This is a genomic window from Streptomyces sp. NPDC046335, assembly GCF_055587985.1.
In genome coordinates this window covers 57,513-82,585 of sequence record NZ_JBVJFF010000012.1, presented here as the reverse complement: position 1 = coordinate 82,585, position 25,073 = coordinate 57,513, and the positions used below count along the sequence as shown (strand labels likewise).

The following is a 25,073-nucleotide window of genomic DNA, read 5'->3' as shown; positions in this document are numbered from 1 at the left end:
TCCGCGCCCGTGCGGTGAACCGCCCCCGGCAGCCGCTCACCGCGGCCCGCCGGGGGCCGTTTCGTTCGCGCCTCCACTGTTTCACCGGTTCGGGGGACCGCGGCGCCCTTCGCCCCACAGGGCCCCGCGAGCTGCCATAACTTGCCCGCATGCACGACGACCCGCCGCGGCGGCAGTACGCGAACACCGAGGCCACCCGGCTGCTCTGCGCCGGCGTATGGCTGAACCCGCCGTTCGGCAGGCGCGTGGTCGAGGAACTCGTCGGACACGCCGAGCGCCCCGTCGCCCCGGCCCTCGGCGCCGACGTCCTCCCGGTGCTCGCCCACGCGCTGCGCGCCCGCCGCGCCGATGTGCGCACCGCCCTGCTGCTGCTCGCCGCCTGGGCCGGGTTCCTCGCCAGCGACTCGCTGATGATCTGGGACACCCTGGAGGACAGGGCGGGCGGCGAGACCGGGCTCTCCGGCGGGGACATCGCGCTGCTCGCCGTCGAATTCGGCGACTACGGCGAGCGCTCCGGGCCCTGGGACGGGTTCGGCGCCCTGCTGCCGGGCGGCTGGGCCCTCTCGTACGCCGTGGTCGTGCTGCTGCTCTGGCTGGCCAGGGTCGTCTCCGGGCGCCCCACGGACGGCGGGCCGCCCCGCGAGCCGCGGCTCTCGCCCGTCCTCGCCTGGCTGCGGCGCCGCGTCGCCCTGCTGCTGAACCTGTTCGCCTGGTCGACGGCGGCCGCGTACGGGGTCGAGGCGCTGGCCGGGATCGGCGGCAGCCCCTACCCCGTGATCTTCCCGCTGCTCATGGGGGCCGTGGTGTGGCGCCACCAGTTCCGTGCCAGGCGGACGCTGCGCGTTGAGCTCGCCCGGCGGAACTTCGACGGGGCCGCCCAGTCGCGTCTGCCGCGCAGGTACAAGCGGATCGCCGCGTGCGTACGCCGCGAGCAGGAGGCCCCGCTCACCCTGTACGACGCCAACCGCCCCTTCATCGGCTCCGGCTCGCCCCGCAAGCCGTGGTCCGTCGTCCTTGAGCTGTGCCGCCGCGAGAGCGAGGAGCCGGAGCAGCCGGGCGGCGGCGTGCCCCGGCAGGGCGCGCACCCGCGGGTTCCGCTCGCCGCGCGTGACGTCATCGAGATGATCCGGCCCCGCCTGGAGGACCTGCGCACGTCCGCCGCGGCCACCGGCAGGGACCGGCTGCGCGACCTGGAGATCGAGGAGTTCGTCTGCCTCCCCGCGGGCCCCGGCCGTGACGAGCCGCTGCTCGCGGGGCCCGGCGAGAAGCCCGCGGCGGTCTACGACCCCGTCCAGGCCCGGCGGCACATCGCCGACGCGGCGGGCGAGGGCGGCGAGGCCAGGCGGCACTTCCTGCGCATCCGGGTCGGCGCCTGGGACGAACAGGTCGTCGTCTCGCTGCTGGTCAGGGTGCACACGCAGGGCGGCATGCTGGTCCTCGAAGTGGTGCCGCACGTGCTCGGGCCGATCATCCCGGAGTTCCGCGCGGTCGACCGGATCGTGGCGGGCGAACCGGGGGGCCCGCTGCGCGACGCCCTGCGTGCCTGCGTCGACGCCCCCGCGTCCGGCTTCGCGATCGGCGTGGCCGCGCTGCGCACGCTGCCGTCCATCGGCGCCTCGCTCCGGTTCTGGCTGGCCGCCGACGACGGGGCCGCCCCCAAGTGGCTGCGGCCCCGGGCCGCCGACGCCCTGCGCGTGCTGCGGCGGCGCTGCTCGGCGCGCTGGCCCGCGCTGCCCGACGGCGTGCCGGCCGACGCCCCGCTCGTCTCGCTGCGCGAACTGGCCGCCACCGACAGCCTCTCCCTCTTCCAGGAGATGGACGTGGCGCGCTACACGAAGACCCTCCAGGACCGCATCGGCGAGGGCGTCCGCGAGGCGCTGCGGCTCGGCGGATACCGCACGGACCGCCTGGAGCAGCACATCACGCAGATCAACAACAGCGGGGTCTACATCGGGGAGATGTCCGGCGGCGCCCTCGCCACCGGCGCCCAGGGCCGGGCCGCGCACAACGAGAGGAGCACGGCATGAGCGGGGAGACGGGCACCGGCGGCGGGGCGCATGTGCAGATCGGGTCCATCAGCGGGGGCTCCCAGGCCTTCGGCGACCACGGCAGGGCCGAGTCCACCAACCAGACGATCGTGACCGGACAGGGGTACGAGCGCCTGCTCGGCTCGGTCCGCGCCCTCCGCGGCGAGCTGGAGCGGGCCGAGGCGCGCACGCCCGAGGACGAGGAGCTCGGCGCCGAACTCGCCGCCGTGGAACGGGAGATCGGCCGCACGGGCCGCAGCGGTCCCCTCGCGAAGCTGCGCACCCTCCTTGAGCGGTACGGCGCCGCCACCGCGACGGCCGCCTCGGTGACGGCCGTCCTCCAGGCGATCGCCCAGATCCCGGGGTGAGCGGTGCGATCCTCCGATCCGACGCGTTCCTCCGATCCGACGCGTTCCTCCGATCCGACGCGATCCCCCGGTCCGGCACGCGCCCGCGGTGAGGTGCGCTCCTTCGACCCCGTCCGCCAGGAGTGGCAGGACCCCGAGGAGGAGCGGCGGATCGCCGGGCTGCACGAGCGGGACGCCGCCCGCCACCGCACGGCGCTGCACGGCGCCCTGGCCGTCCTCGCGGTCTGCTCCCTCTCCTTCGGCGTCTGGGCGCTCGGCTGGAAGGACGAGCCGGAGCCCGTGGCCTACCGGGGCGACTGGGGGACCTCGCGGAACGGTGACACGGGCGGCGGCTCCTCCGCGTCCCCCTCTCCGACGGGCGCCCTGCCCGCCTCGTACGAGGAGGTGACCGACTTCCAGGGCTACCGGCTCGCCCTCCCGCGCGGCTGGGAGCGCGAGCAGGTCTCCCCCGACGAGGGCTACGACGTGGTCAACTACCGCAGCCCCGACAGGACCCGGCGGCTCCAGGTGTATCGAGTGGGGGAGACGACTCCGTACGGCTCGCTGCGGGAGTACCTGAAGGTCTCGTCCGTGCGGAAGGCCGAGGGGTACGAGCAGATCTCCCTGGAGCGCCTCGAACGTGACGGTCTGCCCGCCGCCCGCCTCGAACACGTCACCGACCGGATTCCCGGGGAGCCGGAGAACGGCCTCTGGCACGTCATCGACTACCGGTTCCAGGCGTTCGACGGCCGCCTGTACGCGGTGGCCGCCTACGGCTCGGACGCCGACGGCAGGGCCGACGAGGAGGAGCTCCTCACGACTGCCCTGACCTGGTTCTGCCCGCCGTTCCAGGAGTGCCCGACGCCCGGGACGTAGCCGCTGCGGCTATGTCCCCGGACCTGGCGGCACTGTTGCCCTCCTGCTCTCGAATGTAGTACTTCTTATACATGAGCGAGCAAGTGCACAACAGGTTGGCGATGGTGCGCGCCGAGCGGAAGGTGTCGCGTCAGCGCCTGGCCGAGGCGGTGGGGGTCCACTACCAGACCATCGGCTACATCGAGCGGGGGCAGTACAACCCGAGCCTCGACCTCGCACTGAAGGTCGCCAAGTTCTTCGAGCTGCCGGTCGAGGCGCTGTTCTCCCTCGAACCGTTCCGGCCGCTCACAGATGAGGTCTACGGGAGGAACCACTGATGACGGCCACCGACGAGCGCCCCATGACCGGCTACGACCGGCGGATGTACCGGTTGATGAACCGCCGAGAGGCGGCCCCCCTCCACGCCACCGCCGCCCGCAGGCGTGTCGTGGTCGTGGCCCACGCCGCGTTGACCTGCGTCGCCGTCGCCGCGTGGCTCTTCGCCGTCGTCGGCGACCAGCGCTGGGCGATGTTCACGATGCTCGGCCTGCTGCTGCCCTGGTGCTTCGCGACCGGCGTGATCAACAGCTCCACCCGTGGCCTGCTCGAACTGCGGGCCCGCGCGCTGGACGAGCGCCAGCGGACGGAGAGGCTGCGGGTGGCGGCCCGCTCCCGGGGCGTGATGCTGTGGCTGCTGCTCGCCGTGACCGTCGGCGCGGGTGCGGCCGAGCTGCGCGGCGCGGACACCGAGGGGTACCTCTTCCCCGTCCTGTTCGCCGTCTTCGTCGTCCACTGGATCATGCCGCTGTGGGTGGCCGGTCTCTCCGCCGATGACGAGCCCGACATCGACGACGACAGCGCCGACGCCGTGGACACCTGTCGCCCCACTCAGTGATACAGCGCACTTTCGGCCAGGCCAGGCATGCTTTCTTGCCCCAGGGGAAGGTGCACCCGGCTGCCGTGAGTGACAGGCGGGGCATTTGACAGGAACGGAAGGCATACGGGACGTGTCCGCACAACAGACCATCCATGTGGGCGGAGAGTGGCTGAGCGCCGCCTCCGGTGCCACCCGCGAGATCCTCGACCCGGCGGATGCCAAGCCGTTCGCGTTGATCGCCGAGGGCGGCACCGAGGACGCCGACGCGGCCATCGCCGCCGCGCGCAGGGCCTTCGACGAGGGCCCGTGGCCGGCCACGCCCGTCGCCGAGCGTGCCGCGCTGCTGCGCCGGGTCGCCGACCTCCTCGTACGCGACCGCGAGGAGATAGGCCTCCTGGAGAGCCGGGACGCGGGCAAGACCCTCGAAGAGGGCCGCGTCGACGTCGACTGCGTCGCGGACGCCTTCCGGTACTTCGCCGACCTGGTGATCGGCGAGGGTGCCGGACGCGTCGTGGACGCGGGCTCCGACGACATCCACAGCGTCGTCGTGCACGAGCCCATCGGCGTCTGTTCGATGATCACGCCCTGGAACTACCCGCTCCTCCAGGCGAGCTGGAAGATCGCGCCCGCGCTCGCGGCGGGCAACACGTTCGTCATCAAGCCGAGCGAGATCACGCCGCTGACGACCGTCGCGCTCATCGAGCTGCTCGTCGAGGCCGGTCTTCCCGCCGGCGTCGCCAACATCGTGACCGGCCCCGGCCACACCGTCGGCGCCCGCCTCGCCGACCACCCCGACGTCGACATGGTCTCCTTCACCGGCGGCCTCATCTCCGGCACCAAGGTCGCCCAGGCCGCCGCCGTCGGCGTGAAGAAGGTCGCCCTCGAACTCGGCGGCAAGAACCCCAACGTCGTCTTCGCCGACGCCTGCGCCACCGACGACGACTTCGACACCGCCGTCGACCAGGCGCTGAACGCCGCCTTCATCCACAGCGGGCAGGTCTGCTCCGCCGGCGGCCGCCTGATCATCGAGGAGTCCGTCCGCGAGCGCTTCGTGGCCGAGCTCGCCCGCAGGGCCACGAAGATCAAGCTCGGCCGCGGCACCGAGGACGGCGTCGAGTGCGGCCCCCTCGTCTCGGCGCAGCAGCGCGAGAAGACCGAGATGTACGTGGCCTCCGCCCTTCAGGAGGGGGCGGTGCTCCGCTCCGGCGGCAAGCGCCCCGAGCCGAGCGAAGTGCGGCCCGCCGAGGGCTACTTCTACGAGCCGACCGTGCTCGACCAGTGCCACCGCGAGATGAAGGTCGTACGCGAAGAGGTCTTCGGGCCCGTCCTGAGCGTCGAGACCTTCCGCACCGAGGACGAGGCCGTGGCCCTCGCCAACGACACCGAGTACGGTCTCGCGGGCGCCGTGTGGTCCAGCGACCAGGGCCGCGCGAGCCGCATGGCCCGACGGATGCGCCACGGCACCATCTGGATCAACGACTTCCACCCCTACCTGCCGCAGGCGGAGTGGGGCGGCTTCGGCAAGAGCGGTGTCGGGCGCGAGCTGGGCCCCGCCGGACTCGCCGAGTACCGCGAGTCCAAGCACATCTACCAGAACCTGGCGCCGCGGCCGGTCCGCTGGTTCGCGGGCTGAGGCCCGCCCCGTCCTTACGCGCAAGCACCTTGCACGACCTCGCAGGAAGAGGAGTAGCTACCCCCATGGCTGAAACCCCCCAGGCAGTGACCGAGTCCGGCGCCGTGACCGAGTACGACTACGTCATCGTCGGCGGCGGCACCGCGGGATCGGTGATCGCCTCCCGGCTCACCGAGAACCCCGACGTCACCGTCGCCGTCATCGAGGGCGGGCCCAGCGACATCGACCGTGAGGACGTCCTCACGCTCCGCCGCTGGCTCGGTTTGCTCGGCGGTGACCTCGACTACGGCTACACGACCACGGAGCAGCCGCGCGGCAACTCCCACATCCTGCACAGCCGTGCCAAGGTGCTCGGCGGGTGCTCGTCGCACAACACCCTGATCTCCTTCAAGCCGCTGCCGTCCGACTGGGACGAGTGGGAGGAGGCCGGGGCCACCGGCTGGAACGCCAAGGCGATGGACCCCTACTTCGGCAAGCTGCGCAACAACATCGTGCGCGTCGCCAAGAAGGACCAGAACCAGATCGCCACCGACTGGGTCGAGGCGACGAAGACCGCCCTCGGCGTCCCGGAGGTCGTCGGCTTCAACGACAAGCCCTTCGACGAGGGCGTCGGCTTCTTCGACCTCTCCTACCACCCGGAGAACAACAAGCGCTCCTCCGCCTCGGTCGCCTACCTCCACCCGCACATGGAGGCCGGTGACCGGCCGAACCTCCACCTGTTCCTGGAGACCTGGGCCACCAAGCTGGAGCTGGACGGCAAGACCGCCCGCGGCGTCCACATCCGCACCAAGGACGGCGCGGAGAAGCTGCTCACCGCCCGCCGCGAGGTGCTCGTCTGCGCGGGCGCGGTCGACACGCCCCGGCTGCTCATGCACTCGGGCATCGGCCCGAAGAAGGACCTCGAAGCGCTCGGCATCCCGGTCGTCCACGACCTGCCGGGCGTCGGCGAGAACCTCATCGACCACCCTGAGTCGGTCATCGTCTGGGAGACGAACGGGCCGATCCCCGGCAACTCCGCGATGGACTCCGACGCGGGCCTGTTCGTGAAGCGGGACCCGGACCACAAGGGCCCGGACCTGATGTTCCACTTCTACCAGATCCCCTTCACGGACAACCCGGAGCGCCTGGGGTACGAACGCCCCGAGCACGGCGTGTCGATGACCCCGAACATCCCCAAGTCCCGCGCCCGCGGCCGGCTCTACCTCACGTCGGCGGACCCCGAGGTCAAGCCCGCCCTCGACTTCAGGTACTTCGAGGACGAGGACGACTACGACGGGCGGACCCTCGTGGACGGCATCAAGCTGGCCCGCGAGGTCGCGCAGGCCGAGCCGTTCAAGAAGTGGCTCAAGCGCGAGGTCTTCCCCGGCCCCGACGTCACCGACGACGCCGAGATCAGCGAACTGGTGCGCAAGGCCGCGCACACGGTCTACCACCCGGCCGGAACCTGCCGAATGGGCGCTTCCACTGATGAACTCGCCGTGGTGGACCCGGAACTGAAGATCCGGGGCATGCAAGGAATCCGTATCGCGGACGCATCCGTCTTCCCGACGATGCCCGCCGTGAATCCGATGATCGGAGTGCTCATGGTCGGGGAGAAATGTGCCGAGATGCTGGGTGGTGACGGCCGATGAGCGAGGCCCTCGTGACGACCAAGGACGAGACGGTGGCCCCCGAAGGGCCCGTCTTCGCCGTCGAGAACCTCTGGAAGGTCTTCGGCCCGAAGGCGGAGCGCATACCGGACGACACCGCTCTCCACGACCTCACCCCCGCCGAACTGCGCGAACGCACCGGCTGCACCGCGGCCGTGCGTGATGTGTCCTTCGAGGTCAACAAGGGCGAGGTCTTCGTCGTCATGGGCCTCTCCGGCTCGGGCAAGTCGACACTCGTGCGCTGCCTGACCCGGCTCATCGAGCCCACGTCGGGACGGCTCGCCGTCGACGGCGAGGACGTCCTCGCCATGGACAAGGCGCGCCTGCGCGAACTGCGCCGCCGCCGCGCCGCCATGGTCTTCCAGCACTTCGGCCTCCTGCCGCACCGCTCGGTCATCGACAACGTCGCGTACGGCCTGGAGATCCAGGGCGTCGGCAAGGCCGAGCGGCGCGCGAAGGCCCTTGAGGTCATCGCGAAGGTCGGCCTCGACGGCCTCGAACAGCGCAAGCCGGGCCAGCTCTCCGGCGGGCAGCAGCAGCGCGTGGGCCTGGCCCGCGCCCTCGCCGTCGACCCCGAGGTCCTGCTCTTCGACGAGCCGTTCAGCGCGCTCGACCCGCTGATCCGCCGCGACATGCAGGAGGAGGTCGTCCGCCTGCACCGCGAAGAGGGCCGCACCATGGTCTTCATCACCCACGACCTCAGCGAGGCCCTCAAGCTCGGCGACCGCATCGCCCTGATGCGCGACGGCCGCGTCGTCCAGCTCGGCACGCCCGAGGAGATCGTCGGCTCCCCGGCCGACGACTACGTCCGTGACTTCGTCCGCGACGTGGCGCGCGCCGACGTGATGAGCGTGCGCACCGCCATGCGCCCCGCCGGCACCGACGAGGAGAGCCGCGGCACGGCCCTCGCGCCCGGCGCCAAGGTCTCCGAGGCCATCGAGGCCGTGGCACGCACCGGCTTCCCGGTGCGCGTGATGGACGGCAAGCGCTGCCTCGGCGTGGTCGACCACGCGGGGCTGCTCGCCGTGGTCGCGGGCACCGAGGCGCCCGCGCAGGCGCCCGCGACGGCCCCCGCGAAGGCCTCCGGCAAGGGCGAGGCGGTCGCCTGATGGCCACCGCCACCGCATCGAGCCCCGTACGAGATACGGGCGTCGGCGCGCTCCTGCGCCACCGCGCCCTCGGCAAGCTCCTGCTGCTCGCCGTCGCCGCGGCGGTCCTCGTGCCGATCGTCAGCGCCAAGTGGGCCTCTGGCGCCTGGCCGGACGCGCTCACCGTCGACCTGACCGAGCCGCTGGGCAAGGCCAGCGACTGGATCATCGACAACCGCGACAGCCACCCGCTGTTCACCTACTTCTTCGGGCACGTCAGCAACGCCATCGTGCTCTCCGTGCGCGGCGTCTACCTCGTGCTGCTCGCCGCGGGCTGGGCCGGCGTGACCGCCGCCGCCGGGCTCATCGCCTGGCGCGTGGCGGGCGTGCGGCTCGCCGTCACCGCCTCCGCCGCGTTCGCCGTCTGCGGCCTCCTCGGCATGTGGGTGCCGACCATGCAGACGCTCGCCCTGATGATCGTGGCGGTCCTCGCCTCGATCGTGATCGGCGCGCTGCTCGGCCTCGCGGGCGGCCTCAACGACCGCGTCTTCCGTATCCTGCGGCCCGTCCTCGACACCATGCAGGTGCTGCCCGCGTACGCGTATCTGCTGCCGTTCGCCCTCATCTTCGGCATGGGCGTCCCCGCCGCCGTCATCGCGACGGTCGTGTACGCGGCCCCGCCCATGGCCCGGCTCACCGCGCTCGGCCTGCGCGGCGCCGACGGCGGTGTCCTCGAAGCGGTGACGTCGCTCGGCGCGACCGGGCGGCAGCGGCTGTTCTCCGCGCGCCTGCCCCTGGCCGCCAAGCAGCTCCTGCTCGGCGTCAACCAGACGATCATGATGGCGCTCTCCATGGCCGTCATCGCCTCCGTGATCGGCGCCGGCGGCCTCGGCGACCGCGTCTACCAGGCGCTCTCCACCGTCGACGTCGGCCAGGCACTCGCCGGCGGCATCCCCATCGTGCTGCTCGCCGTCGTCCTCGACCGCGTCACCGCCGCCGCGGGCGAGAAGGCGGGCGCCCACCGCGAGGACACCTCCGCCCTGCGCGGCGGGCGCGGCTGGGCCTTCGCCGCCGTCGTGACGGTCGCGGCGGCGCTCGCCGCCCGCTTCGCGGACCGCCTGGAGTGGCCCACCGGCTGGGTCGTCAACATCGCCCCGTCGGTGAACACCGCCAAGGAGTGGATGGTCGACCACCTCTACACCGGCGTGCCCGTCGTCGGCGGCACCGCCGACTGGGCGTCCCACTTCACCACGTGGGTCCTCAACCCCGTCCGCGACGGTCTCCAGGGCCTGCCCTGGTGGTCCGCGCTGCTGATCGTCGCCGCGCTCGCCTGGCTGATCGGCACCTGGCAGACCGCGCTCACCGCGGTCGCCGCCATGGCCGCCATCGGCGTGTTCGGCGTCTGGGACAAGTCCCTCGACACGCTCGCCCAGGTCCTCGCGGGCGTCGCGGTGACGCTCGTCCTCGGCTTCGCGACCGGCATCGCGGCCTCCCGCAGCCAGCGGTTCGAACGCCTGCTGCGCCCGGTCCTCGACGTCTTCCAGACCCTGCCGCAGTTCGTGTACCTGATCCCGGTCGTCGCCCTCTTCGGCATCGGCCGCGCCCCCGCGGTCGCGGCGGCCGTCGTCTACGCGCTGCCCGCCGTCGTCCGCATCACCACGCAGGGCCTGCGCGAGGTCGACGCCGCCGCGATGGAGTCCTCGCGCTCGCTCGGCGCCACGAGCTGGCAGCAACTGCGGAAGGTCCAGCTCCCGCTGGCCCGGCCCGCGATGCTGCTCGCCCTCAACCAGGGCGTCGTCCTGGTCCTCGCCGTGGTCGTCATCGGCGGCCTGGTCGGCGGTGGCGCGCTCGGCTACGACGTGGTGTTCGGCATCGCGCAGGGCGACCTCGCGACGGGCCTGGTGGCCGGTGTGGCCATCGTCTGCCTCGGCCTGATGCTCGACCGCGTCACGCAGCCCACCGAACGCCGCGTCAAGAAGGGAGCGTGACATGCGCACTCGTACGCGTGTCATGAGTGCCGTCACGGCCGGCGGGGCGCTTCTGGCGCTCTCCGGCTGCGGCGCGGCCGACATGACCAAGCAGGCGTCCCCGTACGCGAACGCCGCGGGCGCCAAGACCGTGACCCTCTCGGTCCAGTCCTGGGTCGGCGCGCAGGCGGACGTCGCCGTCGCGGAGTACCTGCTCAAGAACGAGCTGGGCTACCGCGTCGACAAGGTCCAGATCGACGAGGTCCCCGCCTGGGACGCCCTCAGCCAGGGCCGCGTCGACGCGATCCTGGAGGACTGGGGCCACCCGGAGCAGGAACAGCGGTACGTCAAGGAGAAGAAGACGATCGTCCCCGGCGGCGACGTCGGCGTGACCGGGCACATCGGCTGGTACGTCCCCACGTACTTCGCGAAGAAGCACCCGGACGTCACCGACTGGAAGAACCTCAACAAGTACGCGGACCAGTTCAAGACGTCCGAGAGCGGCAGCAAGGGCCAGCTCATGGACGGCTCCCCGTCGTACGTGACGAACGACAAGGCCCTGGTGCAGAACCTGGACCTGGACTACGAGGTCGTCTTCGCCGGCTCCGAGGCCGCTCAGATCACCCAGATCGAGCAGTTCGCCAAGCAGAAGAAGCCGTTCCTCACCTACTGGTACAAGCCGCAGTGGCTGTTCGAGAAGGTGCCGATGACGGAGGTGAAGCTGCCCGAGTACAAGGAGGGCTGCGACGCCGACCCCGCCAAGATCAAGTGCGCCTACCCGCACACGCCGCTGCAGAAGTACTTCAACGCGGACTTCGCGAAGAAGGGCGGCAAGGCCGCGGAGTTCCTGAAGAACTTCCAGTGGTCGGAGGAGGACCAGAACGAGGTCTCCCTGATGATCGCGGACAAGAAGATGTCACCGGACGCAGCGGCGAAGTCCTGGATCAAGAAGAACGAGTCCAAGTGGCGGGCCTGGCTGCCCAAGTGACCCTGCGGGTGGGTGGGCGTTTTCCTGATCCGCCGCTTCGCGGCGGACATCTCCCACCCACCCGTCCGTTCAGGGCAGCTTCGCCACGATCGTCGTCAGCGCGTCCATCGTGGCGTGCAGCAATCCCGGGCCGAACGTGATCCTCGTGGCGCCAAGATCGCCCAGTTCCCGTGGCGTCGGACCGCTGCCCGGCCGGGCGACCACGTTGAGCGGCCCCTCGATGCCCGCCCGCAGCGCGGGGATCGCCTCGGTGGGCGCCAGGATCGGGTAGACGCAGTCCGCGCCCGCGGCCACGTAGAGCCGGGCCCTTTCGATCGCGGGGCCGGGCTCGGGGACGCCCCGCAGGAACGTGTCCACCCGGGCGTTCACGAAGATCCGGTCGCCCGCGGCCTTCCGTACCGCCGCGAGGAAGTCGGCCTGCTCGTCGGGGTCCTTGAGGGCGTCGCCGCGGGAGTCCTCCAGGTTGCAGCCGACCGCCCCGGCCGCCAGGAGCCGCTCGACCAGTTCCTCGGGCGCGAGGCCGTACCCGTCCTCGATGTCCGCGCTCACGGGCACGGAGACGGACCGCGTGATCCGCGCGACCGCCGCGAACATCTCGTCCGGCGGCACCTGTCCGTCCTCGTACCCGAGGGAGAGCGCGATCCCCGCGCTGGGCGTCGCGAGCGCGGGGCTGCCCGCCGCCTCGAACGTACGGGCGCTCGCCGCGTCCCACGGACCCGGCAGGACCAGCGGGTCACCGGGCGCCCGCCCGTGGTGCAGGGCGCGCAGCGTCTCGACGGGACTCACCATGCCGGGCCTCCGGGTTCGATGCGGCGGCTGACCATCAGCCGGTTCCAGCTGTTGATGACGGTGATCAGGGCGATCAGGTGGGCGAGTTCCGCGTCGCCGAAGTGCTCGGCGGCCCTCTCGTACGTCTCGTCCGGGACGAATCCTCCCCCGGAGCCGGAAGCCTGTGAAGTGCCCCCCGTGAGGACCGTGACCGCCTCGGTGAGCGCGAGGGCCGCGCGCTCCCGCCCGGTGAAGAGGTCCCCGGCCTCCGACCAGGCGTCGAGGAGCGCGATCCGCTTGGGGGTCTCGCCGTTCTCCAGGGCGCTGCCGACGTGCATGTCGAGGCAGAACGCGCACGCGTTGATCTGCGAGGCCCGCACCATCACCAGCTCGGCGAGCACGGGGTCGTCGAGCCCCCGCTTGGCGGCGGCGCTCAGCGCGCTCATCGCGCCCGCGACGCCCTGGTCCAAGTGCGTGGTCCGTGCGGTCACTTGTGGTCGCCCGGCCGGTAGTGGCCCGGCGCCAGGCGCGCCGTCACGCCGAAGCGGTTCCAGGCGTTGATGACCGTGATCGCGGCGATGAGCTGCGTCAGCTCGGCCTCCTCGAAGTGCTTCGCGGCCTTGTCGTAGACCTCGTCCGGCACGAAACCGTCGGTGAGGACCGTGATCGCCTCGGTCAGTTCGAGCGCGGCGATCTCCTTGGCCGTGTAGAAGTGCTGCGACTCCTCCCACGCGCTGAGCTGGATGATCCGCTCGACGCTCTCGCCCGCCGCGAGCGCGTCCTTGCTGTGCATGTCGAGGCAGAGCGCGCAGTGGTTGATCTGCGAGGCGCGGATCTTGACCAGCTCGTAGACCACCGGGTCGAGGCCCTGACGGGCCGCCGCGTCGAGCCTGATCATGGCCTTGTAGACCTCGGGGGCGTGGGTGGTCCAGGCGAGGCGGGGGGAGCGCTCGGGGAGGTACTCCCCGGCGGTGCCGGTTTCGGTGCTGTTCTCGTTCGTGCTCGTCATGCGGTCGAGCCTAGGAGCGAGGCAGCCCAACGGTATGGTCCATTTCCATGGGAGAATCTTGGGCCAATCTGGGCGTGGACCTGCACCTGGACACCGGTGGCGGCGCGTCCCGCCACGGGGTCCGCAAGGGCCTCACGGACGCGCTGCGGGAGGCGGTGCGCGGCGGCAGGCTCGCGCCGGGCACGCGGCTGCCGTCCTCCCGCTCCCTCGCCCTTGACCTCGGCATCGCCCGGAACACCGTCGCCGACGCGTACGCGGACCTGGTCGCCGAGGGCTGGCTCACGGCCCGGCAGGGCTCGGGGACTCGGGTGGCGACGGGGGTCTCCCCTGCGGGGGCGGAGCCGAGAGCCCGGGGGAGGGCCGATGTGCCGCCGGGGCGGGCCGCCGCGCCCCGCAGGAAGGGCGGGGCGCCGACGTACGACCTCACCCCCGGCAGGCCCGACCTCTCCGCCTTCCCTCGCGCGCAGTGGCTCAAGGCGGCCCGGCGCGCGCTGGCGAAGGCGCCGAGCGACGCCCTCGGGTACGGCGATCCGCGGGGCCGGGTGGAGCTGCGCGAGGCCCTCGCCGGGTACCTCGCGCGGGCCCGCGGCGTGCACGCGGACCCCGACCGTGTCGTGGTGACCGCCGGGTTCGCGCACGCCCTGTCGATCCTCGGCCGGGTGCTGCGGAGCCGGGGGCAGCGGCAGGTGACCGTCGAGTCGTACGGCCTGGACATCCACTGGCGACTGCTGCGCAAGGCCGGGCTGCGGACGGTGCCGCTCGGCTTCGACGGGCTCGGCACGGAGGTCTCCGGCCTCGGCGGCGGGACGGGGGCGTCCAGGGCGGTGCTGCTCACCCCCGCGCACCAGTTCCCGATGGGGGTGCCGCTGCACCCCGACCGGCGGGCGGCGGCCGTCGACTGGGCCCGGCGCGAGGACGGGCTGATCCTGGAGGACGACTACGACGGGGAGTTCCGCTACGACCGCCAGCCGGTCGGCGCGCTCCAGGGCCTCGACCCCGAACGTGTCGTCTACCTCGGCACGGCCAGCAAGTCCCTCGCGCCGGGGCTGCGCATCGGGTGGATGGTGCTGCCGTCCGGGGTCCGCGACGAGGTGCTCGGCGAGAAGGACGCGGCGGGCTGGTCCTGCGGGGTGCTCGACCAGCTCACGCTGGCGGAGTTCATCACCTCGGGCGCGTACGACCGCCATGTGCGCGCCGCCAGGCTCCGCTACCGGCGCCGCAGGGACCAGCTCGTGGCCGCCCTCGCCGAGCGGGCCCCCGAGACCCGCGCCACGGGCATCGCGGCGGGCCTCCACGCGGTCCTCGAACTCCCCGCGGGCACGGAGAACTCCGTGGTCGAGGCGGCCAACTGGGAGCGCCTCGCGGTCCAGGGCCTCTCCCGCTTCCGCCATCCCCTCGCGACGGCCCGGCAGGGCGACGCGCTGGTCCTGGGCTACGGGACCCCCGCGGAGCACGCGTGGAACGGTGCGCTGGATGCCCTGTGCCGGGTCCTCCCGTGACGGCCGAAGCGAGCCAAAGGCGGCTCAACGTGCACACGGCGGACACCGGGGGTGGGCGGCCGGCGGGGAGCGCGCCGCCTTCCCTACGCTGATCGTCGGCCGCGTACGAATTCAGGCCACCGTCCGGCCACGCGCGGGGCGGAGACGTTGACAACGGGGGAGCGGTACAGATGGCGGAGAAACAACCACGGCGGCTGCGGTCCAGCACGGTCGTGCTCGGCGGCATGGGCGTCCTCGCGGCGACCCTGACCTCCTGCGGCTCGGACCCGGACCGGCGGTGCGTGGACCGGGACAGCTACGACACGTTCCTCGGCTACAAGGTCGTCGCCGACAAGAACTGCACGACCTCGTCGGGGCGTTCGCCGGGCAAGGGCCGCACGGGGGGCTCCGGCTCCTACGGCACGGGCAAGACCTCGGGCCGCACCGACCCGGCCTGGTACTACGACGCGGACGTCGAGGGACGCCACGCCGACAACGGCACGTTCAGCCGCAGCGAGGCCGTGGACCGCGACGGCTTCGGCTGCTCGGGCAGCGGCAGCGGCGGCGGCTGACGGAAGGCACGGAAGCGTAGGCCATGGAACGCCGCACCATCGATCCCCGCCCCGGCTGGCAGCAGACCGTCGAGGACCAGGGGCTCATCTACCCGCTCACCCGCTACCCCGACGGCACCCTGCGCCCCTACTGGGACGAGAGCGCGTACTACGTCTTCTCGCTCCCCGAGGTGGAGGCGCTGGAGGAGGTCGTCGAGGAGCTCCACGCGATGTGCCTGGCCGCCGCCGCGCACATCGTCGACCACGACCGCCTCGCCGACCTCGGCATCACGGACCCGGGGGTGGCCGCCGCCGTCACCGAGGCCTGGCACCGCCGCGCCGAACTCCCCTCGCTCTACGGCCGCTTCGACCTGCGCCACGACGGCACGGGCCCGGCCAAGATGCTGGAGTACAACGCCGACACGCCCACCTCGCTGGTCGAGGCCGCGAGCCCGCAGTGGTTCTGGATGGAGGAGCGCTTCCCCGGCGCCGACCAGTGGAACTCCCTGCACGAACGCCTCGTCGACGCCTGGCGGAAGCAGGCCGCGCTCCTGCCGCCCGGCGGCCCGCTGTACTTCGCCCACTCCGCCGCCGACGAGCTCGGCGAGGACCTGATGACGGTCGCGTACCTGCGCGAGACGGCCGAACAGGCGGGCCTCGCCACCGAGTCCATCTCCATGGAGGACATCGGCTGGGACCGCCTCTCGCGCCGATTCGTCGACAAGAAGCTCCGCTTCATGCGCGGCTGCTTCAAGCTGTACCCGTGGGAGTGGCTGACCACGGACCGCTTCGCCCCGCACGTCCTGGAGACCCTCGACAACGGCGGCGGCACCGGATCGACGCTCTGGATCGAGCCCGCCTGGAAGATGCTGCTCTCCAACAAGGCGCTGCTCGCCGTCCTCTGGGAGCTGTACCCCGGCCACCCGAACCTGCTCCCCGCCTACCTGGACGGCCCGCGGGAGCTGGCAGGACGCGGCTACGTCGCCAAGCCCCTCCTCGGCCGCGAGGGAGCGGGCGTCACGGTGCACGAGCCCGGCGCCCCCGCGGCCGTCCGCGACGAGCCCTGCTGCTACCAGGAGCTTGCGCCGCTGCCCGACTTCGACGGCAACCGCGTCGTCCTCGGCGCGTGGGTCGTCGAGGACGAGGCGGCCGGGCTCGGCATCAGGGAGTCGGCGGGGCTGATCACGGACGAGTACGCGCGGTTCGTCCCGCACGTGATCCTGCCGGGCTAGGCGGTACGGCTAGGCCAGCACGGCCCGGAGCTGGTCCAGCCCCCAGTCCAGGTCCTCCTTGCTGATCGTCAGCGGGGGAGCGATGCGGATCGTCGCGCCGTGCGTGTCCTTGACCAGCACCCCGCGGTCCATCAGCCGCTCCGAGACATCGCGGCCCGTGCCGTGCGCGGGAGCGATGTCGACGCCCGCCCACAGGCCGCGCCCGCGCACCTGGGTCACCGCGCCGGAACCGGCAAGGAGCTGGAGCTCGGCGTGCAGGTGGTCGCCCAGCTCCGTGGCGCGGGCCTGGAACTCGCCCGTGGAGAGCATCGCGACCACTTCGAGGCCCACGGCGCACGCGAGGGGGTTGCCGCCGAACGTCGACCCGTGCTCGCCCGGCTTGAAGACCCCGAGCACATCGGCGTCGGCGACCACCGCCGACACGGGCACGACCCCGCCGCCGAGCGCCTTGCCCAGCAGGTACACGTCCGGCACGACGCCCTCGTGCTCACACGCGAACGTACGGCCCGTCCTGCCGAGCCCCGACTGGATCTCGTCCGCGATGAAGAGGACGTGCCGCTCCCGGGTCAGCTCCCTGACCCCCGCCAGATAGCCGGCCGGCGGCACGAGCACCCCGGCCTCGCCCTGGATCGGTTCGAGCAGCACCGCCACCGTGTCGTCGGTGACCGCGGCCCGCAGCGCCGCCAGATCGCCGTACGGCACGATCTCGAACCCCGGCGTGTACGGACCGTAGTCGGCCCGCGCGTCCTCGTCCGTGGAGAAGCTGACGATGGTCGTCGTCCTGCCGTGGAAGTTCTCGGCGGCCACGACGATCTTCGCCTGGCCGTCCGGCACCCCCTTGACCCGGTAGCCCCACTTCCGCGCGGTCTTCACGGCCGTCTCGACGGCCTCCGCGCCGGTGTTCATCGGCAGCACCATGTCCTTGCCGCACAGCTCGGCAAGGCGCGTGCAGAACTCGGCGAAGCGGTCGTGGTGGAAGGCCCGCGACGTCAGCGTCACCCGCTCCAGCTGGGCCTTGGCCGCGTCGATCAGCCGGCGGTTGCCGTGCCCGAAGTTGAGCGCCGAGTACCCGGCGAGCATGTCGAGGTAGCGGCGCCCCTCCACATCGGTCATCCACGCGCCCTCGGCGGAGGCGACCACGATCGGCAGCGGATGGTAGTTGTGCGCGCTGTGCGCCTCGGCCGACGCGATGTACTCCGCCGTGGCCGAGCCCACGGGCGACGACGACGGCGAAGGCCTCGCCGGCTGCTCCGACGAGGATGACGCGAACGGTGATGACATGCTCGACACGGGTTCTCCGATCGTCCTGCGGTGTGGCGTGAAGATGGCGGCCACGTTCTATCGTCGCTCACATCCCGGACGGGGAAACGTGCCTTACCGGCGTGGCCGCTAAGGTGGGCTCGACAGCACGGCGACTGGCGTACGGGGAACGGACCCCGAGGAAGCCGTGCGGAGGCCAGACCTTCGAGGTGCCGCCCGCCTGGGCACCCCGGGACCACGACCGGACACTGACCGCTCGCCCCGGAGGACGCCATGACGCCCCCTTCCTCTTCCCCCACGCGGCACACGGCCGCCGCGCACCACCCGGCCCTCACCGCCGAGGACCCGGAGCTCGCCGCCCTCGTCGGCGCCGAGGAGCAGCTCCAGGCCGACACGCTGCGCATGATCCCCAGCGAGAACTACGTCTCCTCCGCCGTGCTCGAAGCCTCGGGCACCGTCCTCCAGAACAAGTACAGCGAGGGCTACCCGGGCCGCCGGTACTACGAGGGCCAGCAGAACATCGACCCCGTCGAGCGCCTGGCCGTCGCCCGCGCCAAGGCCGTCTTCGGCGTCGAGCACGCCAACGTCCAGCCCTACTCCGGCTCACCCGCCAACCTCGCCGTCTACCTAGCCTTCGCCGAGCCCGGCGACACCGTGATGGGCATGGCGCTGCCCATGGGCGGCCACCTCACCCACGGCTGGGGCGTCTCCGCCACGGGCAAGTGGTTCCGGGGCGTGCAGTACGGCGTGCGCCAGGACACGGGCCGCATCGACTTCGACGAGGTCCGCGACCTCGCCCTGAAGGAGCGCCCGAAGCTGATCTTCTGCGGCGGCACCGCCCTGCCCCGCACCATCGACTTCGCCGCCTTCGCCGAGATCGCCCGCGAGGCCGGCTCCGTCCTGGTCGCCGACATCGCGCACATCGCCGGCCTGATCGCGGGCGGCGCCCACCCCTCGCCGGTCCCGCACGCCGACGTGATCTCCACGACCACCCACAAGACCCTGCGCGGCCCGCGCGGGGCGATGCTGATGTCCCGCGAGGAGCACGCCAAGGCCATCGACAAGGCGGTCTTCCCCGGCCTTCAGGGCGGCCCGCACAACCAGACCACCGCCGCCATCGCGGTCGCGCTCCACGAGGCGTCCAGGGACTCCTTCCGCGACTACGCCCACGCGGTCGTCGCCAACGCTCAGGCCCTCGCCGAGGCCCTGCTCACCCGCGGTTTCGACCTGGTCTCCGGCGGCACCGACAACCATCTGATCCTGATGGACCTCACCCCCAAGGACGTCCCCGGCAAGATCGCCGCGAAGGCCCTCGACCGGGCCGGGATCGTCGTCAACCACAACACCGTGCCGTTCGACCCGCGCAAGCCCTTCGACCCCTCGGGCGTCCGCATCGGCACCCCCTCCCTCACCTCCCGCGGGCTCGGCACGGAACACATGGAGACCGTCGCCGGCTGGATCGACCGCGGTGTCGCCGCGGGCCGTACCGGGGACGAGGAGGCGCTGACGAAGATCAGGGCCGAGGTCGCCGACCTGATGTCCGCCCACCCCGCGCCGGGCCTGCCGACGTAACCGACGCCCGCCCCCGTCCCGTACGCCGGCTCCTGCCGGGAGCCTCCCCTCCGGGGGCTCCCGGCGCCGGAACGGCGGGACTGTGTTCCTCGTCACCCCGGATGCACCGGTCGGGTCGAATCGGCCCCCACCCGCCGCACACCTGTTTCCGAGTTATGAGAGTCACCTGAGAGAATGGGCCTCATGGCCTCTGAACGTCCTCGTGTGCTCTCCGGGATCCAGCCCACCGCCGGCTCGTTCCACCTCGGCAACTACCTCGGCGCCGTGCGCCAGTGGGTCGCACTCCAGGAGACCCACGACGCCTTCTACATGGTGGTGGACCTGCACGCCATCACGGTCCCGCAGGACCCCGCGGAGCTGCGCGCCAACACCCGCCTCGCCGTGGCCCAGCTGCTCGCCGCGGGAGTCGACCCCGAGCGCTGCACGCTCTTCGTCCAGAGCCACGTCCCCGAGCACGCCCAGCTCGCCTGGGTCATGAACTGCCTCACCGGCTTCGGCGAGGCCTCCCGGATGACGCAGTTCAAGGACAAGTCGGCCAAGCAGGGCGCCGACCGGGCCTCGGTGGGCCTCTTCACGTACCCGGTCCTCCAGGTCGCGGACATCCTGCTCTACCAGGCGAACGAGGTCCCGGTCGGCGAGGACCAGCGCCAGCACATCGAACTGACCCGCGATCTGGCCGAGCGCTTCAACAGCCGCCTCGGTCAGACGTTCACCGTGCCGTCGGCGTACATCCTCAAGGAGACGGCGAAGATCTACGATCTCCAGGACCCGTCGATCAAGATGAGCAAGTCGGCGTCCACGCCGAAGGGCCTGATCAACCTCCTGGACGAGCCCAAGGCGACCGCCAAGAAGGTCAAGAGCGCCGTCACCGACACGGACACCGTCATCCGCTACGACGTGGCCGAGAAGCCGGGCATCAGCAACCTCCTCAGCATCTACTCCACCCTCACCGGCGCCGGTATCGCGGAACTTGAGCAGAAGTACGCCGGCAAGGGCTACGGTGCGCTCAAGACCGACCTCGCCGAGGTCATGGTCGAGTTCGTGACCCCGTTCCGGAACCGCACGCAGGAGTACCTTGGCGACCCGGAGACGCTCGACTCGATACTGGCCAAGGGAGCGGAGAAGGCCCGTGCCGTCGCCGCCGAGACTCTCGCGCAGGCGTACGACCGGGTGGGTTTCCTGCCCGCCAAGCACTGAGTCCCGACAGACACCGAGCACGACAACCGCACCCGCGCTGCACGGCGAGCAGCGCCCCCTGCCCATCGACACGACGACAGGAGTACGACGTGGGGACCGTAACGATCGGTGTTTCGATCGCGGTCCCGGAGCCACACGGCAGCCTGCTCCAGGAGCGGCGCGCGGGCTTCGGGGACCCCGCGGCGCACGGCATTCCCACGCATGTGACCCTGCTGCCTCCCACCGAGGTGGACGCGTCCGCGCTGCCCGCGGTTGAGTCGCATCTGATGTCGGTCGCCGCGGCCGGGCGGCCCTTCCCGATGCGCCTCTCGGGGACGGGCACGTTCCGGCCGCTGTCGCCCGTCGTCTTCGTGCAGGTGGTGGAGGGCGGCGCGGCCTGCTCCTGGCTCCAGAAGCGGGTGCGGGACGCGTCGGGGCCGATGGCCCGCGAACTGCAGTTCCCGTACCACCCGCACGTCACGGTGGCCCACGGCATCTCCGAGGAGGCCATGGACCGGGCGTACGCGGAGCTCTCGGAGTACGAGGCCGCCTGGCCCTGCACCGGCTTCGCGCTCTACGAACAGGGCCAGGACGGCATCTGGCGCAAGCTGCGCGAGTTCGACTTCGGCGGCCCCCTGGTGCCTCACCAGACCCCGTCCCCGGCGGCCCGGGACACGCTGCCCACTCGCTGACCCCGGTGGCCGGCCCGGCCGCGCCGGTGGCGTCCCCGTGGGACCGTCAGATCGGCAGGCGCCGGAACAGCGGCCTCGGCAGGTGCCGGAGCGCCGACATGACCACCCGCAGCATGCCGGGCACCCACACCGTCTCCGAGCGCCGTCGCAGCCCCGTCTCGATGGCCGCCGCGACCGCGTCGGGCGTGGTCGACATGGGGGCCTCCTCAAGGCCCGCCGTCATCTTCGAGCGGACGAAGCCGGGGCGCACCACCATGACGTGCACCCCGGTGCCGTGCAGCGCGTCGCCGAGGCCCTGGGTGAAGGCGTCGAGACCGGCCTTGCTCGAGCCGTAGATGAAGTTGGAGCGGCGCGCCCGCTCGCCCGCCACCGAGGACAGCACCACCAGGGAGCCGTGGCCCTGGGACTGGAGGGCCCGCGCGCAGACCAGGCCCGAGGAGACGGCTCCGGTGTAGTTGGTCCGGGCGACGCGCACCGCCGAGAGGGGCTCGTCCTCGTCGCGCGCCTGGTCGCCGAGGACGCCGAAGGCGAGCAGCACCATGTCGATGTCGCCCTCGGCGAAGACCTTGCCGAGGGCCTCCTCGTGGGACTCGGGGTCGAGCGCGTCGAAGGCGACGGTACGCACGTCGGCGCCCATGTCGCGCAGCCCGGCCGCGGCCTCCTCCAGGGCCGGTGACGGGCGTCCCGCCAGCCAGACGGTGCGGGTGCGGCGGACGACGAGGCGCCGCGCGGTGGCGAGACCGATCTCGGAGGTGCCGCCGAGGACGAGCAGGGACTGGGGGGTGCCGAAGGCGTCTTTCATGAGTACCGATCTCCTAGCGGGCGGGGTCTCCTAGAGGGCGAGGCGGCGCGAGAGGTCCGAGCGGAACACGCCGCGCGGATCGAGCTCGGCCCGCAGGGCGCGGAAGTCGTCGAGGCGTGGGTACATCGCGGCGAGCATCTCGGGCCGCAGCCGCGAGTCCTTGGCGAGGTAGACGCGTCCGCCGGCGGCGGCCACCTCCTCGTCGAGCTCGTCGAGGAAGGCGCCGAGCCCCGGCAGGTTCGCCGGGATGTCGAGCGCGAGCGTCCAGCCGGGCACCGGGAAGGACAGCCACCCCGGGTCGCTCTCGCCGAAGCGCTTCAGGACGGCGAGGAAGGACGGGCAGCCGCGCTCGGAGATGCGGCGCGCGATGCGGCGCAGGGCCTCTTCCTGGCCGTGTCCGACGACGAACTGGTACTGCACGAAGCCGCCGCGGCCGTAGACGCGGTTCCAGTGCGGGACGCCGTCCAGGGGGTGGAAGAAGGTGGAGATCTTCTGTAGCTCTCCGGTGCGCCAGCGGGGCGCCTTGCGGTACCAGAGTTCGTTGAAGAGGCCCACCGAAGTCCTGCCGAGGAGCCCTTCGGGGACGAAGGAGGGCGCGGCGGGGAGCTGCCCCGGGCGGAACGCGAGGGGTGCCCTGCGCGCGCGTGCCCGGGCCGGGAGGGCGTCGAGGGGGGCGTGGTCGCCGCGGGTGAGGACCGCCCGGCCCATGGCCGCGCCGCGGGCGAGGAGGTCGATCCAGGCCACCGAGTAGCGGTAGCGGTCGTCGGTGGCGGTGAGACGGGCCATCAGGTCGTCGAGGTCCGTGGCGCGTTCGGTGTCGACGCTCATCAGGGACGTCTCGACCGGCTGGAGCCGCACGGTCGCCGAGAGGATCACACCGGTCAGGCCCATGCCGCCCGCCGTGGCGTCGAAGAGGGGGGTGCCGGGTGTGACGGTGCGGACCGTGCCGTCGGCCGTCAGCAGGTCCATCGCGAGGACGTGGCGGGCGAAGGCGCCGGAGACGTGGTGGTTCTTGCCGTGGATGTCGGCGCCGATGGCCCCGCCGACCGTGACGTAGCGCGTGCCTGGCGTCACGGGCACGAACCAGCCGAGGGGGAGCAGGACTTCCATCAGGCGGTGCAGCGAGACGCCCGCGTCGCAGACGACGGTGCCCGCGTCGGCGTCGATGGTGTGGACCCGGTCGAGGCCCGTCATGTCGAAGACGTCGCCGCCCGCGTTCTGCGCGGCGTCCCCATAGGCCCGGCCGAGGCCCCTGGCGATGCCGCCGCGCTCCCCGCAGTCGCGCACGGCGGCCGCCGCCTCCTCCTGCGTACGGGGTCTCACCAGCCGCGCGGTGGTCGGGGCCGTACGCCCCCAGCCGGAGACGGAGACGGCTTCGAAGGGCGCCAGGGCGGGGGAGTCGGCAGGCATGACCACGACGGTAGCGCCCGACTAGAGGGGATTTGCTAAGAATCGTCCGCGCTCTCACCGAAATGGGTGATTAGGGGAGTGTCACCCCGTATTGACCTAATAATCGGGCTGACGCCTTGGAGAGTTGAACAGCCCAGATGAAGAGATGCCCAGCCCTCGGACATCGTCGCTCGAACGTCGTCGAACGTCTTCGAAAATGAGGCCACATGCACGACATGGACCACCGGTTGCTGTCGGCCCTGCGCGACTGCGGCACCGACCCGCGCGTGGCGGCCGCCGCACGCGCCCTGTCCCGGGGCGGTGAACACGGCGCCCTGTGGATCGCCGCCGGGCTCATGGGCGCCGCCGTGGACGGCGAGCGGCGCGGTGCCTGGCTGCGCGGCACGGTGCTGACCGCCGCAGCCCATGTGGCGAGCATGGGCCTCAAGAGGATCGTCCGCAGGCCGCGCCCGGACAGCCCGGGCGGCGTACCGCCCCTCGTGCGCACCGCGGGCCGGCACTCCTTCCCCAGCTCCCACGCCACGTCCTCGGCCGCCGCCGTCGTCGCGTACGGCGCGCTGCGCCCCGCGGGGGCCCGGCTCGTGCCGCCGCTGGCCGCCGCCGTGTGCGTCTCCCGGATGGTCGTCGGCGTCCACTACCCCTCGGACGTGGCCGCGGGCGCTGCCCTCGGCGCGCTCACCGCCCGCCTGGGAGCCACCTGGATGAACGGAGGCCGCAGCCGTGCCTGAGCGTTCCGCAGCCGTGCCCGAGCGTTCCACGGGCGTCCTCGAGGGGCCGAGCCCGCCCCAGCCGGGCGCCGGCAGCCTGCCGCTGGGGCTCCTGAGGACCGCGCGGCCCCGCCAGTGGGTGAAGAACGTCCTGGTCGTCGCCGCCCCCGCGGCGGCGGGCGAGCTGTTCTCGCGCCACGCGGCCGTCCAACTCGTCATCGTCTTCACGCTGTTCACCGCCGCCGCGTCCGCCGTCTACCTGATCAACGACGCGCGGGACGCGGAAGCCGACCGCGCCCACCCCACCAAATGCCGCAGACCGGTGGCCGCGGGACAGGTGCCGGTGCCCGTCGCGTACGCGGTGGGAGGTCTCCTCGCCGTCCTCGCGCCCACCGCCGCCGCCGTCCTGTGCACCCCGCTGACCGCGGCGCTCCTGGCCGCGTACGTCGTCATGCAGCTCGCCTACTGCGTCAGCCTCAAGCACGTCCTCGTCGTCGACCTCACGATCGTCACGACGGGCTTCCTGATGCGCGCCATGATCGGCGGCCTCGCGCTCGACATCCCGCTCTCGCGGTGGTTCCTGATCACCACGGGCTTCGGCGCGCTCTTCATGGTCTCCGCCAAGCGCTACTCCGAAGCCGTCCAGATGTCGGCGGCCTCCGGGAAACCGGGCGCCACGCGCGCGTTGCTCACCGAATACACCACCGGCTACCTGCGCTTCGTATGGCAGCTCGCCGCCGGGGTCGCCGTCCTCGCGTACTGCCTGTGGGCCATGGAGGAGGGCGGCACCGCCGACGGCGGCACGCTGCCCTGGCGCCAGCTGTCCGTGACGGCCTTCATCCTCGCGGTCCTGCGCTACGCCGTCTTCGCCGACCGGGGCACCGCGGGCGAACCGGAGGACGTCGTCCTGCGCGACAGGGCGCTGGCCGTGATCGGCCTCGTGTGGGCGGCCATGTACGGCCTCGCGGTCGCGGACTGGTGACAC

At 72.2% G+C, this 25,073-nt stretch carries 24 protein-coding genes and 1 riboswitch; of the genes, 18 read left to right on the top strand and 6 right to left on the bottom strand.

Annotated features, from left to right (window positions below; all coding sequences use genetic code 11):
* Positions 1-149: 149 nt before the first annotated feature.
* The 10 genes from ACZ6JY_RS28475 (at position 150) to ACZ6JY_RS28430 (ending at position 11,431) form a co-directional block, all read left to right on the top strand.
* The gene (locus ACZ6JY_RS28475) at positions 150-2,027 is read left to right on the top strand and encodes a hypothetical protein (RefSeq protein ID WP_469200282.1); all 1,878 of its coding nucleotides are present in this window, start codon (positions 150-152) and stop codon (positions 2,025-2,027) included.
* Entirely contained in the window at positions 2,024-2,395 is a 372-nt protein-coding gene (locus ACZ6JY_RS28470; RefSeq protein WP_469200280.1) for a hypothetical protein, read from the top strand. Before ACZ6JY_RS28475 ends, ACZ6JY_RS28470 begins: the two co-directional genes overlap by 4 nt.
* 93 nt (positions 2,396-2,488) lie before the next feature.
* Positions 2,489-3,250 (top strand): hypothetical protein, encoded by a 762-nt coding sequence (locus ACZ6JY_RS28465; RefSeq protein WP_469200278.1) that lies wholly within the window; start codon positions 2,489-2,491, stop codon positions 3,248-3,250.
* A gap of 71 nt (positions 3,251-3,321) precedes the next feature.
* Positions 3,322-3,567 (top strand): helix-turn-helix transcriptional regulator, encoded by a 246-nt coding sequence (locus ACZ6JY_RS28460; protein WP_469200276.1) that lies wholly within the window; start codon positions 3,322-3,324, stop codon positions 3,565-3,567.
* Complete coding sequence (locus ACZ6JY_RS28455) at positions 3,567-4,124, top strand: hypothetical protein (protein ID WP_469200274.1); 558 nt, start codon at positions 3,567-3,569, stop codon at positions 4,122-4,124. Before ACZ6JY_RS28460 ends, ACZ6JY_RS28455 begins: the two co-directional genes overlap by 1 nt.
* A gap of 112 nt (positions 4,125-4,236) precedes the next feature.
* Positions 4,237-5,739 carry an aldehyde dehydrogenase family protein gene (locus ACZ6JY_RS28450; RefSeq protein ID WP_469200272.1) on the top strand — a complete coding sequence of 501 codons (1,503 nt, stop codon included), beginning with the start codon at positions 4,237-4,239 and terminating at the stop codon, positions 5,737-5,739.
* A 65-nt stretch (positions 5,740-5,804) separates the two neighbouring features.
* A complete protein-coding gene (locus ACZ6JY_RS28445; RefSeq protein WP_469200270.1) occupies positions 5,805-7,370 on the top strand; it encodes a GMC family oxidoreductase in 1,566 nt (521 codons plus the stop codon).
* Positions 7,367-8,497, top strand: coding sequence for a quaternary amine ABC transporter ATP-binding protein (locus ACZ6JY_RS28440; protein ID WP_469200268.1), 1,131 nt, complete (start codon positions 7,367-7,369; stop codon positions 8,495-8,497). Before ACZ6JY_RS28445 ends, ACZ6JY_RS28440 begins: the two co-directional genes overlap by 4 nt.
* Complete coding sequence (locus ACZ6JY_RS28435) at positions 8,497-10,464, top strand: ABC transporter permease (RefSeq protein WP_469200266.1); 1,968 nt, start codon at positions 8,497-8,499, stop codon at positions 10,462-10,464. The genes ACZ6JY_RS28440 and ACZ6JY_RS28435 overlap by 1 nt, the downstream gene beginning before the upstream one ends.
* A 1-nt stretch (position 10,465) precedes the next feature.
* Entirely contained in the window at positions 10,466-11,431 is a 966-nt protein-coding gene (locus ACZ6JY_RS28430) for an ABC transporter substrate-binding protein (RefSeq protein ID WP_469200264.1), read from the top strand.
* A 69-nt stretch (positions 11,432-11,500) separates the two neighbouring features.
* Here the strand turns inward: ACZ6JY_RS28430 and ACZ6JY_RS28425 are convergent, their stop codons facing one another.
* From ACZ6JY_RS28425 to ACZ6JY_RS28415, 3 genes are read right to left on the bottom strand one after another with little or no spacing between them, the layout of a single operon-like run.
* Positions 11,501-12,220, bottom strand: a complete 720-nt coding sequence (locus ACZ6JY_RS28425; RefSeq protein ID WP_469200262.1) for an isocitrate lyase/PEP mutase family protein — start codon at positions 12,218-12,220, stop codon at positions 11,501-11,503.
* Positions 12,214-12,690, bottom strand: coding sequence for a carboxymuconolactone decarboxylase family protein (locus ACZ6JY_RS28420; RefSeq protein ID WP_469200260.1), 477 nt, complete (start codon positions 12,688-12,690; stop codon positions 12,214-12,216). The genes ACZ6JY_RS28425 and ACZ6JY_RS28420 overlap by 7 nt, the downstream gene beginning before the upstream one ends.
* A complete protein-coding gene (locus tag ACZ6JY_RS28415) occupies positions 12,687-13,208 on the bottom strand; it encodes a carboxymuconolactone decarboxylase family protein (RefSeq protein WP_469200258.1) in 522 nt (173 codons plus the stop codon). Before ACZ6JY_RS28415 ends, ACZ6JY_RS28420 begins: the two co-directional genes overlap by 4 nt.
* Positions 13,209-13,255: 47 nt before the next feature.
* On the opposite strand from ACZ6JY_RS28415, the gene pdxR reads away from it, so the two are divergent.
* The 3 genes from pdxR to ACZ6JY_RS28400 all read left to right on the top strand — a co-directional run bounded on the left by pdxR (position 13,256) and on the right by ACZ6JY_RS28400 (position 16,469).
* On the top strand, positions 13,256-14,707 hold the full coding sequence (gene pdxR / locus ACZ6JY_RS28410; protein WP_469200255.1) for a MocR-like pyridoxine biosynthesis transcription factor PdxR: 1,452 nt from the start codon (positions 13,256-13,258) through the stop codon (positions 14,705-14,707).
* Between the two features lie 170 nt (positions 14,708-14,877).
* Complete coding sequence (locus ACZ6JY_RS28405; protein ID WP_469200253.1) at positions 14,878-15,258, top strand: hypothetical protein; 381 nt, start codon at positions 14,878-14,880, stop codon at positions 15,256-15,258.
* A gap of 23 nt (positions 15,259-15,281) precedes the next feature.
* Positions 15,282-16,469, top strand: a complete 1,188-nt coding sequence (locus ACZ6JY_RS28400) for a glutathionylspermidine synthase family protein (RefSeq protein WP_469200251.1) — start codon at positions 15,282-15,284, stop codon at positions 16,467-16,469.
* Positions 16,470-16,478: 9 nt separating this feature from the next.
* On the opposite strand, the gene rocD is transcribed toward ACZ6JY_RS28400, so the two are convergent.
* The gene (gene rocD / locus ACZ6JY_RS28395; RefSeq protein WP_469200249.1) at positions 16,479-17,684 is read right to left on the bottom strand and encodes an ornithine--oxo-acid transaminase; all 1,206 of its coding nucleotides are present in this window, start codon (positions 17,682-17,684) and stop codon (positions 16,479-16,481) included.
* A gap of 186 nt (positions 17,685-17,870) precedes the next feature.
* A riboswitch (ZMP/ZTP riboswitch) is annotated at positions 17,871-17,962 on the top strand.
* A 40-nt stretch (positions 17,963-18,002) separates the two neighbouring features.
* Here rocD and ACZ6JY_RS28390 point away from each other — a divergent pair.
* The 3 genes from ACZ6JY_RS28390 (at position 18,003) to ACZ6JY_RS28380 (ending at position 21,169) form a co-directional block, all read left to right on the top strand.
* The gene (locus ACZ6JY_RS28390) at positions 18,003-19,301 is read left to right on the top strand and encodes a serine hydroxymethyltransferase (RefSeq protein ID WP_469200247.1); all 1,299 of its coding nucleotides are present in this window, start codon (positions 18,003-18,005) and stop codon (positions 19,299-19,301) included.
* Positions 19,302-19,505: 204 nt separating this feature from the next.
* On the top strand, positions 19,506-20,498 hold the full coding sequence (gene trpS, locus ACZ6JY_RS28385) for a tryptophan--tRNA ligase (protein ID WP_469200802.1): 993 nt from the start codon (positions 19,506-19,508) through the stop codon (positions 20,496-20,498).
* Positions 20,499-20,587: 89 nt separating this feature from the next.
* Positions 20,588-21,169 carry a 2'-5' RNA ligase family protein gene (locus ACZ6JY_RS28380; protein ID WP_469200245.1) on the top strand — a complete coding sequence of 194 codons (582 nt, stop codon included), beginning with the start codon at positions 20,588-20,590 and terminating at the stop codon, positions 21,167-21,169.
* A 46-nt stretch (positions 21,170-21,215) separates the two neighbouring features.
* Here ACZ6JY_RS28380 and ACZ6JY_RS28375 read toward each other — a convergent pair whose 3' ends face one another.
* Positions 21,216-21,971: a decaprenylphospho-beta-D-erythro-pentofuranosid-2-ulose 2-reductase gene (locus tag ACZ6JY_RS28375; protein WP_469200243.1), complete on the bottom strand. Its 756-nt coding sequence runs from the start codon at positions 21,969-21,971 to the stop codon at positions 21,216-21,218.
* A gap of 30 nt (positions 21,972-22,001) precedes the next feature.
* Positions 22,002-23,381, bottom strand: a complete 1,380-nt coding sequence (locus tag ACZ6JY_RS28370; RefSeq protein WP_469200241.1) for an FAD-binding oxidoreductase — start codon at positions 23,379-23,381, stop codon at positions 22,002-22,004.
* Between the two features lie 206 nt (positions 23,382-23,587).
* Between ACZ6JY_RS28370 and ACZ6JY_RS28365 the strand changes: the two genes are divergently transcribed.
* Positions 23,588-24,109 (top strand): phosphatase PAP2 family protein, encoded by a 522-nt coding sequence (locus tag ACZ6JY_RS28365; RefSeq protein ID WP_469200239.1) that lies wholly within the window; start codon positions 23,588-23,590, stop codon positions 24,107-24,109.
* Positions 24,102-25,070, top strand: a complete 969-nt coding sequence (locus ACZ6JY_RS28360) for a decaprenyl-phosphate phosphoribosyltransferase (RefSeq protein ID WP_469200237.1) — start codon at positions 24,102-24,104, stop codon at positions 25,068-25,070. Before ACZ6JY_RS28365 ends, ACZ6JY_RS28360 begins: the two co-directional genes overlap by 8 nt.
* Positions 25,071-25,073 lie beyond the last annotated feature (3 nt).

Coding starts and splice junctions, on each gene's coding strand:
- ACZ6JY_RS28415 (WP_469200258.1), bottom strand. CDS start 13,208: ATGACGAGCACGAACGAGAACAGCACCGAAACCGGCACCGCCGGGGAG.
- ACZ6JY_RS28470 (WP_469200280.1), top strand. CDS start 2,024: ATGAGCGGGGAGACGGGCACCGGCGGCGGGGCGCATGTGCAGATCGGG.
- ACZ6JY_RS28390 (WP_469200247.1), top strand. CDS start 18,003: ATGACGCCCCCTTCCTCTTCCCCCACGCGGCACACGGCCGCCGCGCAC.
- ACZ6JY_RS28400 (WP_469200251.1), top strand. CDS start 15,282: ATGGAACGCCGCACCATCGATCCCCGCCCCGGCTGGCAGCAGACCGTC.
- ACZ6JY_RS28455 (WP_469200274.1), top strand. CDS start 3,567: ATGACGGCCACCGACGAGCGCCCCATGACCGGCTACGACCGGCGGATG.
- pdxR (WP_469200255.1), top strand. CDS start 13,256: ATGGGAGAATCTTGGGCCAATCTGGGCGTGGACCTGCACCTGGACACC.
- ACZ6JY_RS28365 (WP_469200239.1), top strand. CDS start 23,588: ATGCACGACATGGACCACCGGTTGCTGTCGGCCCTGCGCGACTGCGGC.
- ACZ6JY_RS28370 (WP_469200241.1), bottom strand. CDS start 23,381: ATGCCTGCCGACTCCCCCGCCCTGGCGCCCTTCGAAGCCGTCTCCGTC.
- ACZ6JY_RS28375 (WP_469200243.1), bottom strand. CDS start 21,971: ATGAAAGACGCCTTCGGCACCCCCCAGTCCCTGCTCGTCCTCGGCGGC.
- ACZ6JY_RS28440 (WP_469200268.1), top strand. CDS start 7,367: ATGAGCGAGGCCCTCGTGACGACCAAGGACGAGACGGTGGCCCCCGAA.
- ACZ6JY_RS28435 (WP_469200266.1), top strand. CDS start 8,497: ATGGCCACCGCCACCGCATCGAGCCCCGTACGAGATACGGGCGTCGGC.
- ACZ6JY_RS28445 (WP_469200270.1), top strand. CDS start 5,805: ATGGCTGAAACCCCCCAGGCAGTGACCGAGTCCGGCGCCGTGACCGAG.
- ACZ6JY_RS28475 (WP_469200282.1), top strand. CDS start 150: ATGCACGACGACCCGCCGCGGCGGCAGTACGCGAACACCGAGGCCACC.
- ACZ6JY_RS28430 (WP_469200264.1), top strand. CDS start 10,466: ATGCGCACTCGTACGCGTGTCATGAGTGCCGTCACGGCCGGCGGGGCG.
- ACZ6JY_RS28425 (WP_469200262.1), bottom strand. CDS start 12,220: ATGGTGAGTCCCGTCGAGACGCTGCGCGCCCTGCACCACGGGCGGGCG.
- ACZ6JY_RS28460 (WP_469200276.1), top strand. CDS start 3,322: ATGAGCGAGCAAGTGCACAACAGGTTGGCGATGGTGCGCGCCGAGCGG.
- ACZ6JY_RS28405 (WP_469200253.1), top strand. CDS start 14,878: ATGGCGGAGAAACAACCACGGCGGCTGCGGTCCAGCACGGTCGTGCTC.